At 62.1% G+C, this 14,254-nt stretch carries 15 protein-coding genes; 8 read left to right on the top strand and 7 right to left on the bottom strand.

Going from position 1 to position 14,254, the window contains the following annotated elements:
- The 3 genes from PO768_RS03450 to PO768_RS03440 all read left to right on the top strand — a co-directional run.
- Positions 1 to 210 (top strand): PEP-CTERM sorting domain-containing protein (locus tag PO768_RS03450; protein ID WP_272644900.1); only part of this gene is annotated, 210 nt, incomplete at its 5' end.
- A gap of 414 nt (positions 211 to 624) precedes the next feature.
- On the top strand, positions 625 to 1,266 hold the full coding sequence (locus PO768_RS03445) for a hypothetical protein (RefSeq protein ID WP_272644899.1): 642 nt from the start codon (positions 625 to 627) through the stop codon (positions 1,264 to 1,266).
- A 29-nt stretch (positions 1,267 to 1,295) separates the two neighbouring features.
- On the top strand, positions 1,296 to 2,273 hold the full coding sequence (locus PO768_RS03440) for a relaxase/mobilization nuclease domain-containing protein (RefSeq protein WP_336297741.1): 978 nt from the start codon (positions 1,296 to 1,298) through the stop codon (positions 2,271 to 2,273).
- Between the two features lie 306 nt (positions 2,274 to 2,579).
- On the opposite strand, the gene PO768_RS03435 is transcribed toward PO768_RS03440, so the two are convergent.
- A complete protein-coding gene (locus PO768_RS03435; RefSeq protein WP_272644898.1) occupies positions 2,580 to 3,863 on the bottom strand; it encodes a hypothetical protein in 1,284 nt (427 codons plus the stop codon).
- A 482-nt stretch (positions 3,864 to 4,345) separates the two neighbouring features.
- Here PO768_RS03435 and PO768_RS03430 point away from each other — a divergent pair, with 482 nt between their 5' ends.
- Entirely contained in the window at positions 4,346 to 6,997 is a 2,652-nt protein-coding gene (locus tag PO768_RS03430) for an immunoglobulin domain-containing protein (protein WP_272644897.1), read from the top strand.
- Positions 6,998 to 7,496: 499 nt separating this feature from the next.
- Here PO768_RS03430 and PO768_RS03425 read toward each other — a convergent pair whose 3' ends face one another.
- On the bottom strand, positions 7,497 to 7,736 hold the full coding sequence (locus PO768_RS03425) for a hypothetical protein (RefSeq protein ID WP_272644896.1): 240 nt from the start codon (positions 7,734 to 7,736) through the stop codon (positions 7,497 to 7,499).
- 497 nt (positions 7,737 to 8,233) lie between these two features.
- Here PO768_RS03425 and PO768_RS29255 point away from each other — a divergent pair, with 497 nt between their 5' ends.
- Positions 8,234 to 9,019, top strand: coding sequence for a GFA family protein (locus tag PO768_RS29255; protein WP_442953166.1), 786 nt, complete (start codon positions 8,234 to 8,236; stop codon positions 9,017 to 9,019).
- A gap of 120 nt (positions 9,020 to 9,139) precedes the next feature.
- A complete protein-coding gene (locus tag PO768_RS03420) occupies positions 9,140 to 9,619 on the top strand; it encodes a hypothetical protein (RefSeq protein WP_272644895.1) in 480 nt (159 codons plus the stop codon).
- Positions 9,620 to 9,840: 221 nt separating this feature from the next.
- Here PO768_RS03420 and PO768_RS03415 read toward each other — a convergent pair whose 3' ends face one another.
- Positions 9,841 to 10,086, bottom strand: coding sequence for a helix-turn-helix transcriptional regulator (locus tag PO768_RS03415; RefSeq protein WP_272644903.1), 246 nt, complete (start codon positions 10,084 to 10,086; stop codon positions 9,841 to 9,843).
- Between the two features lie 191 nt (positions 10,087 to 10,277).
- Between PO768_RS03415 and PO768_RS03410 the strand changes: the two genes are divergently transcribed.
- Both PO768_RS03410 and PO768_RS03405 read left to right on the top strand, forming a co-directional pair.
- On the top strand, positions 10,278 to 10,760 hold the full coding sequence (locus PO768_RS03410) for an RNA polymerase sigma factor (RefSeq protein WP_272644894.1): 483 nt from the start codon (positions 10,278 to 10,280) through the stop codon (positions 10,758 to 10,760).
- A 65-nt stretch (positions 10,761 to 10,825) separates the two neighbouring features.
- A complete protein-coding gene (locus PO768_RS03405; RefSeq protein WP_272644893.1) occupies positions 10,826 to 11,866 on the top strand; it encodes a FecR family protein in 1,041 nt (346 codons plus the stop codon).
- A gap of 52 nt (positions 11,867 to 11,918) precedes the next feature.
- Here the strand turns inward: PO768_RS03405 and PO768_RS03400 are convergent, their stop codons facing one another.
- The 4 genes from PO768_RS03400 to PO768_RS03385 all read right to left on the bottom strand — a co-directional run bounded on the left by PO768_RS03400 (position 11,919) and on the right by PO768_RS03385 (position 14,251).
- Positions 11,919 to 12,122, bottom strand: a complete 204-nt coding sequence (locus PO768_RS03400; RefSeq protein WP_272644892.1) for a hypothetical protein — start codon at positions 12,120 to 12,122, stop codon at positions 11,919 to 11,921.
- Positions 12,123 to 12,426: 304 nt separating this feature from the next.
- Positions 12,427 to 12,909, bottom strand: a complete 483-nt coding sequence (locus PO768_RS03395; protein WP_272644891.1) for a hypothetical protein — start codon at positions 12,907 to 12,909, stop codon at positions 12,427 to 12,429.
- The gene (gene stbB / locus PO768_RS03390; protein ID WP_272644890.1) at positions 12,906 to 13,730 is read right to left on the bottom strand and encodes a StbB family protein; all 825 of its coding nucleotides are present in this window, start codon (positions 13,728 to 13,730) and stop codon (positions 12,906 to 12,908) included. The genes PO768_RS03395 and stbB overlap by 4 nt, the downstream gene beginning before the upstream one ends.
- Positions 13,727 to 14,251 (bottom strand): hypothetical protein, encoded by a 525-nt coding sequence (locus tag PO768_RS03385; protein WP_272644889.1) that lies wholly within the window; start codon positions 14,249 to 14,251, stop codon positions 13,727 to 13,729. The genes stbB and PO768_RS03385 overlap by 4 nt, the downstream gene beginning before the upstream one ends.
- Positions 14,252 to 14,254 lie beyond the last annotated feature (3 nt).

The following is a 14,254-nucleotide window of genomic DNA, read 5'->3' as shown; positions in this document are numbered from 1 at the left end:
AGCCCGGATTTCGAACTCAATCTGGTCGGCCGCGAAGGGCTGAGCCTGACTGATGTCAGCTACGGCACTGCGTGCATCGCAGTGGGGCAGGGCAGTTGCGCCACGGTGCCCGAGCCGCAGTCCTATGCGCTGGTGGCGCTGGCGCTGGCGGGCGCCTGCGTGCCCGTGCTGTGGCGTCGGCGGCAGACAGCTGTCTCGGTCGCGAGCTGAGACAAGCGGATGGAAGCACAGCCTGTGTGACGAAGTTCCCCCACCCGACCTGAGCTGTAAAGCAACCCCACGAGCTTCGATGGCATGAAAAAAGCCTCTAAGTGATTGATTCACATAGAGGCTTGATCGCTTGCGGGACGCTCTGAAACGTCCTATTGGTCTCCGGCGGGAACCGCAAGTGCGGCGTAAGTAGTTGACTTGATAGCAGTTTTTCAGCTACTGGCCAAAAGCGTTCCCCGGTTTGTTCCCCCATGATTGAGGTGCTGCCTTTTGTTGTTCCTTGATCTGGTGATTCGTGGGTTCGTTGTTGGCGGACTCATGAAGACGTGATGCATCTTGCTGGGTCGCGCCCGGCGCTGATTCTTAGCAAAAATCAGCACGCGCCAAGCGCCGAACCCGACGCAAACTTGTGTCATGGGAACCGCCACCTTCGTCCGCCAGCCGCGAGCCCATGCGCCACGCAGCGGCAGCGGCCGTCGCGAACGGTTGACCATCGACTTCCGTCGGCATGGCCCCGCGCTAGCTGCCGTCGCACGCTCGCGCCGCATGAGTGCGGCTGCGCTGGCCAGAACTGTCCTCGGCGAGTGGCTGGACGCACAGGCCGTTGACGCCTCAGCTGTCGGTGCGATGGACACGGCGCCGGCAGCGTCGATTCAGCTTCACAACGCCGCCCCGTTCGCTAAGGTGACCCTGCGCATGCCCGCCGACCGGGCCGCCAGGCTGGCCCGCGCTGCGCGTGCGGCCGAGTTGTCGCAGGGGATGTATGTCGCGCAGCTCCTGGATGCGCGGTCAGAGGAAGATCCTCTGCATGCCAGCCCCAGGGAGCTCGTGTCGTCGCTGGTGCGATCCAACGCCAAGCTGGCGGCCTTGCACAGCGGTCTGAAGGCCCTGGAGCGTGCGCTGGAAGAGTCCTCATCCCCTGAGCTGGCTAGCCTTGATGTTCTGGTGGCGGGGCTGATCGCAGAAGTTGGGCAGCACCTGGCCTTGGCCGCGCCCCAGATGGCGGCAGTGCCGGCGTCATGGCGTCGGCCAGCTTGCAAGCCTGAGGGAGGGTGAACGACATGGCGCCCCGGACCTCATCCTCAGTGATCGACGGTGTGCTGGTGCAATGGGGAGAGCGCCTGTTCTATCCCGGCAATCGCATCGTCAAGGTGGCGCCGCAACCGCGCCTGAATATCTTGTTGCGTCGCCAGGCTGCGGTGATCCGTCGGCGCATCGAGGCCACCGTGACCCGGCGGGGGCCGCAGGTCATGGTCAAGGTCACCGGTGGTGGTCGGGGCATGGGCGCCATCGCAGCCCACTTCCGCTACATCAGCAAGAACGGACAGCTGGCCTTTGAGGACGACCGGGGTGTGGTCCGCCAGGATAAGGAAGCGCTGCATGACCTGGCCGAGCAATGGCGGCTGGGTGGCTCGCTGATCGAGGAGACTAGCCCCCGCCGGGAAGCCTTCAATCTGATGCTGTCGATGCCACGCGGCACCAATGCGCAGATCGTCCTGATGGCCGCACGGGAGTTTGCCCAGATCGAGCTGAAGGACCACTTCTATGTGATGGTGCTGCACAAGCACCAGGAGAACCCGCACGTGCATCTGAGCGTGCGGGCCGAGTCCATGAGTGGCAGGCGTCTGAACCCGCGCAAGGCCGATCTGCATCGGTGGCGCGAGACCTTCGCGGAGCGGCTGCGTGGCTATGGCATTGAAGCCGAGGCCACACGCCAGGCCACCCGTGGGGAGGTGCGCCGCTACGAGCACTTGTGGCAGCGCAAGGCACGGGAGGAGGGGCGTCTGCACAATGCCCCGGAGCCGATGAAATCAGGCGACGCCTACCAGCGCAGCCGCATGGGCGCGCTGCGGGCCTGGGCTCACATCGTGGCCGCGCTCACGGCCTCAGATCAGCCCAGGGATCGCGAGCTGGCGGAGCGCATCACCAGCTTCATTCGAGGCTCGACCTTCGCGAGGGAGCACGGCCGAAAGTGGGAGCGCGAGGTGCCGGCACATGTGCGTGGGCGCGACGTAGAGCCGGTCATCTCCAGAGAGATGCCTGGGCCTGAGTTCAACCGGTGATTCGATGCCCTGAATCGACTACCGCTGTGCAGCGGCAGCGGCCGCTCGACGTTGGGCAACCTAGACGTGGCCTGGTCGCGAGATTGGGCGCCGGTCAGCGGTCATTGGCGAGGGCCGGCAATCGACCCATTGCAGCCGCTGGCGCTTTCGTCGTCGATGGCGGCTTCGTGCCCAAAGCGGACTCAGCTGCAAAAAAGTCGCGGCCGCAAGGCAGCCAGTGGGAGCAATGGACCGGCTTCGCCCTTTCGAACCCTCGCGAGGGTCGTATGTTAGGCAAGGTGGAACGGGCTTTGCCGCCCTCTTCACTCAGGTCGGCAGAGGCTCTGGAGGGTCGAGCGCAGCGATGACGTAGTCGCAAGACGCAAGAAGGTTGAGCACGGCTTCGTGCAGTGCCTTCAGGTTGTCAACTATGGGTTGCCCATCAAGCTTGGCGAAAGCCCAGTTGCGGTCAATCTCGGCGTGAGCCTCATCATCGAAAGAGCTCCAGGTGAACCCCATAGGACTCCACCACGAGCAGATCGGGAAATCGTCATGCGGTGGATACGCTGCTTTCATACCCGCGTAGACCAGCGCCGGCGTCGGCTGCTGACCGCCAGGAATGGCAAACCCTGGGCGATTCGTAGCCGTGCGTTGAGACCGACGCGTCGCATCATTCCAGCCAATCAGACGGAAGGTCCGGGGCATGACGCGAATGTCGCCCGCGCCGTCGAGACCGAGCCCCTGCCAGCCAGCAAGGAAATCGTGTCCACCCAGGCAATTGGTGGTGACCAGCTCTGAATATTTCCTTATACGCTCTTCGAGGGGCGTATATCGCGCAATGAAGCTTTTCGGATTCGCCGGATCAACGAAGTTCTGGCAGACAGCCCTGATATCGCGCGCATAGCCTGCGAGCGGCTTGGCGTAGAAGGCGTCCTTACCTTGGTCCTTGCACAGGCGCTCAGCCGCTGCAGTAACAACAACCATCGCTTCAATTGCCGTGCCAAAAAATGAAATGCCGTAGTCAGCGTTGCTAACGATCTGGAGGGCGTCTGATGCAGCCTCCGCCGCAACGTTAAAAACGGCGTCCTCATATAGCTCGGTGGGCCTGCCATTGTTCACTGCAGCGTCAAGGACTTCACATTTGCGCTGGTACACGAATGCAGCCGAGGCATGAACGCCGGCAGCCTTGTCCTTGGCGATCGAGATGTCGACCGTGCCAGCAAGAATCTTGATGAAGTCGCTCGAGAGGAACTCGACGAGCGCGTCTAGCGTTTTCTGGATCCGATCCAGCCGGCTGACAACCTCAGCTTCATAGTCCGAACGTGAACCAAAGAGTGACTCAACTAAATGGTCGATGATGTCGCCGACTGCATCCCCTAGGCGCTCGCCTATTCGCTTGCCCAGGGCCTTCACCAACTCCTCAGCAGCCAGCGTCAGAAGCGCTACGACCACGGGAGGAAGCGCAAAAACCGGAGAGTTCGGGGAGATCGTCGCTGGCAGGTGTGCGCGAGACAGGCCTGGCACGAACGGAGGATGTTCAGAAGGCCTGAAGGCCCGAATCGCAGCCACGATATCGGTAGGGTTGTCTGTCGGGTTAGTGCTCGGTGCCATGGCGCCTCCCTGAATGGCGTTAGCTGACCAGTCGGAATGGCGCTCGAACGGCGGCGCCGCGACTAAAGCCCCTGATTTATCCGTCCCCTACCAGCGGCACGCATCCTCAACTTTGAGAATGCGAAGCGCTCTGAACGCACGGTCCCCATAGGAGCCCATTGACCACACCTCGCGGGACATCACCTGCCTACAGCAGCTTCGTGCCCGAGTGCGACATTCGATCCACAGTGCTGTCAAGCCACGGCTTGTGGATGCACGCCTCGTAGTTCATAGGTACAAGGGGTGCTGTTGGACATTCGCGCACGCGGCGTCGTGGCCGTCTGCACCGTTGAATGCCTTGCAAAAGGTCAATCCGAACGGTGTTTGAACACGAGCGTAAACGCGGACTGCGTCTCCAACACAGCACAAGGACGTGCAGCGAAGGTCGACCGACTTTCCGTTGACACGCGAGCGCTATAGCATTGAATTGGGGAGGGAATAAAATGCATTCGGTTGCTTCCGGATTTGTCCGGCTACTCGCCGGCGTTGCTTTCGCTCTTCAACTCGCGTCATGTGGCGGCGGTGGCAGTGACGCCTCAACTGACGGCAACCCCAACCTATCTCAGCCGACGGTGGCGAGCATTGAGATTGCTCCTAGCCATATCACGTTCACGGCAAGCGGCCAAAGCATGCCGCTGAAGGTGAAGGCATTAGATAAGGACGGCGTCGAGATCACGGGCGTGAAGTTCTTGTTCTCCAGTTCGGATCCTGCTATTGAGGTGTCTGACTCCGGCAACGTACAGGCTGTCTCCGGCACCGGCTCAGCGAGCATTACGGCCAAGCTTGGAGAGGTTTCATCCTTGCCCATTACCGCCGCCGCAGTATCTTTGCAACCAAGCGTGATCCCCATTGATGACTCGATGGTGGTCTCGGCGCCGACTGGGGGAGCGGGCGGGACCTACGAATTCGCGGTCTCAGACGGAACGGGGATCAGTGTCGGCAGCCTTGTCGTTGGCACCGGCGCCTATCGCATCGGCGGTCGCATCACGAAAATTCAGCCCTTCGATACGGCCAAGTCGAAGTTCCTTTTTGTTGAGCCCACGCCGGTCACCGCCCTCGTAAAGGATGCCCGACTGTCCTTTCGGATGACAGGCGCGCAGATCAAGGCGTACGCCAAGTCCAGCGCAGGGATCAGCGCGGTCGCCGAGTACCTCCAGACCCAGGAGCCGATGCGGAGCGCGTTGGGCGTGCGGGCCAATGGATTCTCGGCCGCCTATGGGCGCCTGACTTGCGACGGGGATTTCGACGCAGCCTTTTGGAAACCCACCTTCAATCCCACCACGCAGTTCGACTACGACACGTCCGACTTCGTGCTCGACGGCTCCATCCTGTCTGGCGTCGTGACGGACCTTCGATTCCGGTTCAGTGGCACGGCGCATATGGGGCTCGACGGCGCCTTGGAATTTCAGCCATTCACCGGACGGTACGCTTGCCGCGCGCTGTTGGTTGCAATCCCAATTCCGGTCACCGGTCTTCTGGCGCTCGTCATATCTCCCATCATTCCGATTGATGCTATAGCCAAGGGTGAGGCAAGGCTGGGCTCGAAGTCAAAGATCAACTACGACTTCAAACAGGACGTCAACTTGAGCATCGGCTTGGCCTATACGGAGGCGGCTGGCTGGTCCAATTTGAGTGGGTACACGACCAGCAATGGCAGCGCCACCGTCACCTCGGACGCTTACGAGGGGTCGACCGCCGAATGGGAACTGCGCGCGGGCGTGGGGGCTGGTCTCGGGGTTCGGGTTCTCGCGCGCACGCTGACTCTGATTGAAGCTCAGGTGGAGACTGGACTAGTTTGGCGGGGTACTTCCCCAATCAAGTCGGTGGCTTCTCCGCCTACCGAGCCGGCCACAGAGACTTTCCAATCGGCCAACATCACGCCAGGTTCGGACATCGTCGATTTCTTTCGCGACAACTTTAAGCTCAACGTCGACTACAAGGCGGAGATTGCGAAGATTACGACGAGTACCGGCCCGGTTCTCAATAAAGCTACTTTAGGCGGAGCAGCCACCCTGAGCAGATCCAGTTTTTCCGTTGGCGATGCCAGTACATTCTTTGTTGCTCTGGATCCCGCGAGCCTAAACAAGGGAGCTTTCGGAATCGGCTCATACGACATTGACGAGGTGAGAATCTACCGGGTTGGGTTGGATGGTGTGCCGACCAAGGTCGCAAGCGCCAAGGCCACGGCCGCGAATTCCAGCCAATTCCAAATGGAATGGCAATCCGACTTCGTCGGAGGATCTAGGCTTCCAAATGAAAAAGCGGCGTTCCACGCATTCGTTGTTCCAAAGTTTCTCAGTTTGATGCGGGACGTCTTGCCAATTTATCTTGGCCCGGTCGCATCTCCTCCATCCATCACGATCCAACCTGCGACTGTTTTCCTTTCCGGGGGGCCGGCGACGGCGAGCTTCAGTGTTGGCGCGACCGCTGAATCGGAGATTGAATATCAGTGGCGGCGCAATGGCATCAATATACCGGACGCAACGGCGTCCACGTACACGTTCCCTGCGACGCAGGCAGATGACGGCGCCCAGTTCGATGTCGTCGTAAAAAGCGCTGGGCTCAGCACTGAAAGCAAGGCTGCGACGCTGAGCGTTAGGAGCGGTGTGTCCTCTGGGCTTAGCCTCTCCGGCGAAGCGGTAAGCTTCTATCCCGGCTTCACAATGTTCAATCCAGATGCCTCGGAGACCGTCTTTAAATACATTTCTCCGACCTGTGATTCGAGTTCGGGAACAAATCGTTGCTACTCTAGTTTTGGCGGTACATTCGGGCTGACGCGACAGCATATGGGGCAAGTATCGCTTGCGCCTGGTTTCAAGTTTTCAGTATCAAGTTTGGACGCCACGCCAGTGATTCCTTGGTTGAAACCAAGCAGCATTTCCATCTCACTGGACTATGCCGAATTCGATAATGGAATTGGAAGTGGGCTACGCTCTTGGGGCTTCTACTGCAATAACATCCTCGTCACTTGTCCAAGCCTCAGCGCTCTGGGCATCGTGGTCGACTACGACAAACGGACAATCACCTTCAACAACACAGAGTTGAAGACCGGTGGAGGGGAGATAACTCGAGTAACCGGTACGCTTTCGTTCTGAGGTATTCGATTCGCTCATTTTGCAAGCTGGGAAACTTACCGCCTAGGCAGGCAGCAGCGCGAGCAAAGTGAAGGTCGATGTTGCACCGGCGCCGGCAGGGGCCTCGTATTGAAGGGACCCTTATTGCTGAAGCGTCATTCGATTCTTGTGCTTCGAGTGAGTGAGTAAAGACTGGTGCTGCGGTGCGATGAACTTCGGCTTTGGGCACGAAGCTGCCGCTAGCCAGGCGCCGAACAACGGCTGCTGATGGCCGGGTGCGGGTGCGGGTGCTCGCTCGGCCAACGTCATCGCCCGAGAGCAGTCGCTCAAAGGTTGCGTCCTGAACGGCCGCTTCAGGGCTAGCAATTCCGAAAGCTGGCGGGCTCGACCCGGCCAGGAGCGGGCGCCCGTGAAGTGCTGCTGTACGGCATCTCGCGGCACCGGTAACTCTGGCGAGTCTTCGCCATCAAGGTCAACCAACGCAACGGAGGTCGGCTCAAGACCGATCGCGACGGCACATCTAGGGATGCAATGCGACTGGCAAGCGGCGCCGCGTGCGGATAAGAAAGTGATCAGCTTTCCCATGCAAAATTTGCAGCGGGTAGGCGTGGTGCGGATGCGCAGCGCCGAAGATGCCGACCACGCGGGCAAGCGCGGCTTCAGTCCCAAGTCGCATGTCCAGCGGCTGCACAGCCATCTGCGGAATGTTGAGGCCGCGTAGGGAGTTCAGAGGGTGCGCATCTCGGAGGACGACGAACAAGATGCTGTTAGATTTGCACTCCATGCTCCGACTCCACGCAAACTTGCAACGCCCCGGCGGCCCGTCCGCCGGGTGCATTGGTGTAGCTCTACGGGCCTTGTGCCCGCACCCTACGGCATCGCAGGGGTCGGGCCGCCCGGCGTCACGAAGCCATCTTGTCTAGGCAACAGAAATGCCATCAAGTGATCGGGTCGTTGATACCGGGAAGTTCCTCAGCGCCTACGCCAGCGAGGTTCACGTCAAATGCGTTCGTTGCAACGCTGCTGGTACCGTCCTTGCACAGTTTCAGGAGCGGCGGTGGAGCGCATCCTTCGAATGTGCGGAGTGCGGCTTGACTCTCGATTCTGTGCGCGGTGACTGGGTTGGGCCTATGTCCATGACCGGCAGGCGGCCTTGCGGTTACTGCGGGCACAAGTGGTTGCAGCCGCGCATTAGTCAGCGTGGTTGGCCGCGCGAGGTTTTGGATTCCGTAGTCGCTTCATGCCCAGAGTGTGGGCATGAGTCGATCGTGCCGGTGGTGGCTCAAAGAATTCATGATGGGGCGGAGCACAACGATCCACACTTCGGCATGCCACTGCTACTTGTGGATGCAGGCAGATATGGCGCTGTTTGGGCATACAACGCGCATCACATTCAGGCACTCAAGAGCTACGTTGCGGCTAGTCTTCGAGAGCGAGGCGTCAATGCGGGGAATGCTTCCATGTTCTCTCGGCTACCCGCTTGGATCAAATCGGCCAAGAATCGCGAGGCGGTGTCCAAGCGTTTGGCCAAGCTTGAGCGCCTGCTGCTTAATCGGTCGCCCGAGCAGACGCGCGTCGGCAGGCCGCAGCGCCCGGCTCAGCTTCGATAGGCCACACAGGACACACCTTCTCATGTTCAACGGAAGTTGCCTCTGCCAGTCCGTCCGCTACTCGGTCGCATCAGAGATTACCCACGCCGAGAACTGCCACTGCTCCATGTGTAGGAAGGCCCACGGAGCAGCCTTCTCGACTAACGCGCTCGTACCTACAGCCGCCTTGACGATTGAAGGCTCAGAGCACCTCACCTCATATCGCTCGTCGCCGAACAGAGAGAAGATGTTTTGTTCAAAGTGCGGCTCTCAGCTATTCATCAAGAGGCTCAATGCACTTGAGGGAACCGTGATCACGCTCGGAACACTGAACGACGATCCAAGAGTCCTCCCAAGCCGCCACGTCTTTGTCGGAAGCAAGGCGCCCTGGTACGACCAAGATGCCCATCTGCCTTCGTACAAGGTCTATCCAGGCTTCGAGCCCAATGAATAGCTCCTCGCGGCAGGTGCGATCCAACTCGGCGCTTAACCTGTCCCGCAACGGCGGGTCAGGTTCGCGCGCCTTGCCACCACCGAGCGCGCCGTCGCGGTCCACTCAGCTGGTACGTTGGTCATGACCAAACCTCGCTTCGGCGAGCCGCGTGACTTGTGGGAGCGCGACGGTTCGCTCCGGGATGTCTATTTGTTCGATGCGAATAAGACTGACTGGCTTGTGCTCCTCTCGATGGCGAATCAGTTTGGTGCCAGGTACTTGTGCGATGGGGCGGAGATGCCGCTGCCGAGCGTTGAAGACATCTTCTCGAACCGAGAAGTTTCACATCTGCTTCAGGTATCGGTCGGGCGAGTAACCGTAAATTGTCACTTCTTCGTGCCGGGTGAGATCGAACTTGACATCGATCCGCGCGATGTCAACGGACCGCAGGAGCATGCGGTGGTACTGGAAATCTTGGAGCAACTTGCGCAGGGCGCATCCAAATCTGTTGTGGTTACAGCAGAGAACTCAGAAGATGCCGTGTATCTTCGCTATGAGCCTGAACCGCGCAAATGGACGGCCTTTGAACCAGCATTCGGTGATGGCGCACATGACGCATAGCCTTTCATCGCAGCCAACCGGGCCGGCTGAGTTCAAACGTTGAGCGACCGCTTTCCGGCAGGGCCGAGCGGAAGGTCGAACGGCTCCTCAGGGTCGATCGCCAGCCTTGGTGAATGACCGCTGATGGGCATCGAATCCAGCGCTCGTGTCGCGATGAGGTTCAGGAGTGGCGACCGGCTGCTCACAGCCTCAAGCCGATGCTTGGGATCAACCGCTGGGCCTCACAGCCTGGCGGCAGCGATCAAGTCCGCCAAACTGGTGTCAAGGGCCTGCGCGATCTGGGCGGCCAATACGAGCCCGACGTTCTGCCCCCCACGCTCGACGCTGCTTATGTACGAGCGGTCAATTCCCGCCTCGTGGGCTAGGGTTTCCTGAGATAGGCCAAGACTCAGCCGACGCTCTCGAACAGCTGCGCCGAACGCCAACAGTGTTGGCGTTTGGGCGTGACGTGGAGATTGGCGAGGCATCCACGGATGTTTTGCTATTGACGTCAATAGCACCACGGACGATCATCCACATTGTTCGGTGTGTGCACGAACTGATCGGGAGAACAAGCCCCCTCCGAATCTGTCGCGTGCGTTTCTGTCAACCCCGTCATCGGCCCTACCGCAACCCGCACTGCGGCATGGTCGTCCTGATTTACAGGAGGGTGCCCATCATGAAGAACCTACCCCCCGTCTTCTCCCGCATCCGAGATGCCCTGCGGCGGCGCGGCAGCTCGACTCAGGATGCGGAAGACATCGTCCAGGAAGCCTGGGTGCGGCTGGCCCGCTACGAGCGCGAGCAGGTCGTCGACAAACCCGAGGCCTTCCTGATGCAGACCGCGCTGAACCTGGCCATTGATGAGCACCGGGGCCGTGTCACCCACGGCGAGCAGGTCGTGCTCGAAGAGGTCATCCTGGTCGACGAGTCGCCGCCCGTTGAGGCCGTGGTGCTGGGGCGTGAACGCCTGGCACGGCTGCACTATTGCTTGGGGCGACTGACCGAAAGGAGCCGGGACATCTTCCTGGCCCACCGCCTGGACGGGCTGACCTACCGGGAGATCGCCGATCATCACGGCTTGAGCATCAGCACGGTGGAGAAGCACATCGCCAAGGCTACGATGCAACTCATCACCGGGATGCAGGACTGGCGAACGTGACTGGCGCAGAGGGGCGGGACGGGCAGGGCGACGAGCAAAACGAAGGGCGGGGGGCCGAGCCCGTCGTGACGCGAGAGATCGCGGCCGAGGCGGCCGTCTGGATCGCCCGTTTGCATGGGCCGGATCGATCCAACCACATGGAACGCGAATGCCGAGCCTGGCAGGCACGCTCGGCGGCGCACCGGCTGGCCTTCGAGCGCGGTACGGATCTGTGGATGGAGGCGGCGGGCGTCGACCGGGCCGCCGTGGCCCGGGCAGCGGCGGCCAGCAGGCCTGAGAGCCAAGGTGGGGAAGGGCAGGGCGCCAGCCTCGCGAATGCCGGCACGAGGGGATGGGCCTGGCCGCGCCCTTGGGCGCTCGCTCTGTCGCTCACAGCGACTGCCCTCGTGGTCGGTGTGCTGGGGCGCGACATCGACCGCTACGACACCGGCATCGGCGAGCAGCGCCTGGTGATCCTGAAGGATGGGACCCGGATGTCGCTGAACACCTCGACCCGGGTGAAGGTGGAACTCGACCAGACCCAGCGCCGCGTGCGCGTGGAAGGCGGAGAGGCATTCTTCGAGGTGGCCAAGGATGCGGGCCGGCCCTTTGTCGTGCAGGCGGCCGGGGCGGAAGTCACCGCCACCGGGACGGCCTTTGTGGTGCGGCTGACACCGTCTGTTGCCGGCGCGCGTGAGGCGCTCGACGTCACGCTGGTCGAGGGCAGGGTGGTGGTACGCGGCGCGAGCGCGGTCGGCGTACCGACAAAGTCTGCGGACGGCGTCGAGATGACGCCGGGCCAGCGTTTGCGAGTCACTCCCCGGCCGCGTGGCCAGGTGGCTGCGGCGCTGAAGCCGCAGGTCGACCGACCCCCCGTGGACCAGGTGCTGGCCTGGAAACGCGGCGAGGCGGTCTTCGACAACGCGTCGCTGCCGCAAGCGCTGGACGAGATGAACCGCTACAGCGCGACGCCCATCAGTGTGGCTGATGCGGGTGCGCTCGCAAGCCTACGGGTCAGCGGCGTATTCAGGACGGGTGACAACCTGGGCTTTGCGCGTGCATTGGCCAAGTTGCACGGCTTGCTGGTCCGAGAACTGCCCAATCGATTGGAACTGGTGCCGGCTTAGCGCCAGCGCAAGAGACCGGCACGTGGTGGCCGGCATGTGGTGATGCGATGGCTCAGCGGTGCTTCTGCTGAGACTTCCTGGTCTTTGCGTAGACCGCCGAGACAAGCATCAGCGGCCAGAAGCCCGCGCACATGGCGAACCACAGCAGCGAGTCTGAACCATCGTCATGCGGACTGATGGGCAGGCCGCCGAGCAGCTCGCGCCGCTGGCTGAATGCGACCGCCAGGACAAGCCCAACGGCGAGGTAGATGCTCATGAGTAGGTTGTCCATGCGTTCAGTCTAAGAGTGCGCCTCCCGCTAGGGAATGGCCTGACGCCCCCGCATTCAGGGCATGGGCAGGACGAAACGGTAGGACATCACGCATGGCGATGTCGACAGGCGACGCCGCCCGATGCAGGTAGGCAGGCGGCCCGCACCCGTGCCAGCGGATGGGGGCTTGATGCCTTCCTGCTGCGCATGAACGCGCCCCCTTGCCGAACAGGCCTGCGGCCAGATCGGCACCGCTGGCACCCGCCACGCCCGAAGCCGGGCCGCCTGGGATCTCAAGCCCTCTCGAACTTCAGCGGGTCCACAGCCAGGCGCTCACCAGGATCAAAGTGACCGAGGAGGCCACTGCGGCCGTCATCGCATGCGCCAGCCAGCGTTCCCAGCGTTCCCGGGCACTCTCGCGTTGACTGGCCTGGTATGCCAGGCGGTGCAGCGGTGCGATCAGCTCTTGCAAGGTCGGACGGATTTCGGCACCCATCGCCTTGCGCGCCGCTTCGTGGATCTCCACGACCTGCGTCTGCACCGACTTGCGCGTCATCTCGCGTGTGTGCTGTGCGACGTGGTTCATCGCCACGAGCTTTGCGTGCTCGGTGATGGCATGCATGTGAACATCGAACTCGCGGCGCTGGTTGCACAACTGTGTGTTCGCATCGATCAGCGATTTCCGGGTGTCTTGCAACAGGGGCACCAGGGCCTCGACCCGATTCACCACCGTGGCCATCTCGCCGAGCGACTCGACGAACAGCGCCTCGCGGCCGTTGAGCTGGGCCGTCATCGCGCGGCCCTCCGGGCAGGTTTCGGGAGTGCTGCGGAGATTTCGTTGAGAGTGGATCCGAGTGCCGAGTCGACAAGCGGCGCCTGCGCCTCTTCCAAGCTCAGCGCTGCGAAGCACGCATCGTGTTCCGTGATCGCCCATGAGGCCAGCCGGCGGGTGGCGAGCTTCTCGGCCAGGGTGAGCTTCTCGCCGATGTCGGGCGACTGGCGGATCAAGGCCTTGTAGTCGGTATCGTCGCTGGCCAGCGTGGCCAGGTCGGCTTGGGCGCCCCGGTGACCTCGAATGCGCGCGTAGATCTCGTTCGCTCGGAAGCGGCAGGCCGTGTTCACCGTCGCGAGCGGCCGTTCGGCCAGGAAGGCTTGCAGCAGGTAGAACGCATCCTCGACGCTGGCTGCAGGCTCCAGCATGTTGAACACGATCTTCACCCGCGAGGCCGGCACGCCCAGGCGCGACAGCGCGATCAAGGTCGCAATCGTGTCTTGCTGCTGCTTGGGCCCCGGCACGGTCGGCACGATGAAGCAGTCGAAGTCTTCATGGCTGCCCTGGTAGAGCTGCATCAGGTCCAGCAGCTCCTCCACGTTGCTGGCGCCGATGTCGACCACGGCGCTGTCGATGGTCTGCAGGTACTCCTGCAGCGCAGCGAACTGGCGGCCGCGCAGGGATTGCGCCGGGCTGCCGTGTCGGTCGCCACTGGGGCCGCCGTCAGCATTCACGCTTTCCACGACGATCAGCTCCGCGCCGGGAATGCGGGGCAGCAGCAGGTGACGGGCCACGGTGGTCTTGCCCACGTTGCCGGAGAAGTTGATGACAGCGATCTTCATGGTGGCTCCTTTGCACGGACGAGTGGGTTGGTGATCACCCCGAGCGCAAAGATCTCGGCCTCATCTTTGGCGCTGCAGGGAACGGACACGCCTGCACGGGGCAGGGATGCCGTCGTTGTCGCTCGCGCGACGGTCGGCTCTGAGGCATAGGCGGGTGAGGAGGCGCCGTGGGCGGCGAGGTGGGGCTGCAGCGAGGGGATCCGGGCCGGCGCGGCTTGTCGAATGGCTTCTCGTCGAACGGTGCTGACGCTGACGTGCATACCCGCAGCCGCCAGTGACCGGCAGATCGCCGCCAGGGTGTAGCCCTGCGCGCGAAGCTCGGCGATCGCGGCTTGGTACTGCCGTGCCTTGCGGGTGATGCGGCCAGGCGCCTCGGTCGGTGCCAGCGACATGACCGTCGCGGCGTTCAGTCCTGCGCCACTGCGGGGGCAGTCTCGGTTCACTCCCGGTGCACTGTCGTGCTGGTCTGCGTTCGCTCTGGAGTCACCGTCTGAGCCTGCGCTGATGATGTCGATTGGCATGAA

This window comes from Paucibacter sp. XJ19-41, assembly GCF_028462495.1.
Taxonomy (GTDB): Bacteria; Pseudomonadota; Gammaproteobacteria; order Burkholderiales; family Burkholderiaceae_C; genus Roseateles_E.
Note: the sequence above shows the minus strand (reverse complement) of the source record. Positions and strands in the feature narration are given on the sequence as shown.

Bases quoted from the DNA above. Each gene is read 5' to 3' on its own strand.
- PO768_RS03445 (WP_272644899.1), top strand. From the start codon at position 625: ATGGGAACCGCCACCTTCGTCCGCCAGCCGCGAGCCCATGCGCCACGC.
- PO768_RS03435 (WP_272644898.1), bottom strand. From the start codon at position 3,863: ATGGCACCGAGCACTAACCCGACAGACAACCCTACCGATATCGTGGCT.
- PO768_RS03430 (WP_272644897.1), top strand. From the start codon at position 4,346: ATGCATTCGGTTGCTTCCGGATTTGTCCGGCTACTCGCCGGCGTTGCT.
- PO768_RS29255 (WP_442953166.1), top strand. From the start codon at position 8,234: ATGAGTCGATCGTGCCGGTGGTGGCTCAAAGAATTCATGATGGGGCGG.
- PO768_RS03420 (WP_272644895.1), top strand. From the start codon at position 9,140: ATGACCAAACCTCGCTTCGGCGAGCCGCGTGACTTGTGGGAGCGCGAC.
- PO768_RS03415 (WP_272644903.1), bottom strand. From the start codon at position 10,086: ATGCCTCGCCAATCTCCACGTCACGCCCAAACGCCAACACTGTTGGCG.
- PO768_RS03410 (WP_272644894.1), top strand. From the start codon at position 10,278: ATGAAGAACCTACCCCCCGTCTTCTCCCGCATCCGAGATGCCCTGCGG.
- PO768_RS03400 (WP_272644892.1), bottom strand. From the start codon at position 12,122: ATGAGCATCTACCTCGCCGTTGGGCTTGTCCTGGCGGTCGCATTCAGC.
- PO768_RS03395 (WP_272644891.1), bottom strand. From the start codon at position 12,909: ATGACGGCCCAGCTCAACGGCCGCGAGGCGCTGTTCGTCGAGTCGCTC.
- stbB (WP_272644890.1), bottom strand. From the start codon at position 13,730: ATGAAGATCGCTGTCATCAACTTCTCCGGCAACGTGGGCAAGACCACC.
- PO768_RS03385 (WP_272644889.1), bottom strand. From the start codon at position 14,251: ATGCCAATCGACATCATCAGCGCAGGCTCAGACGGTGACTCCAGAGCG.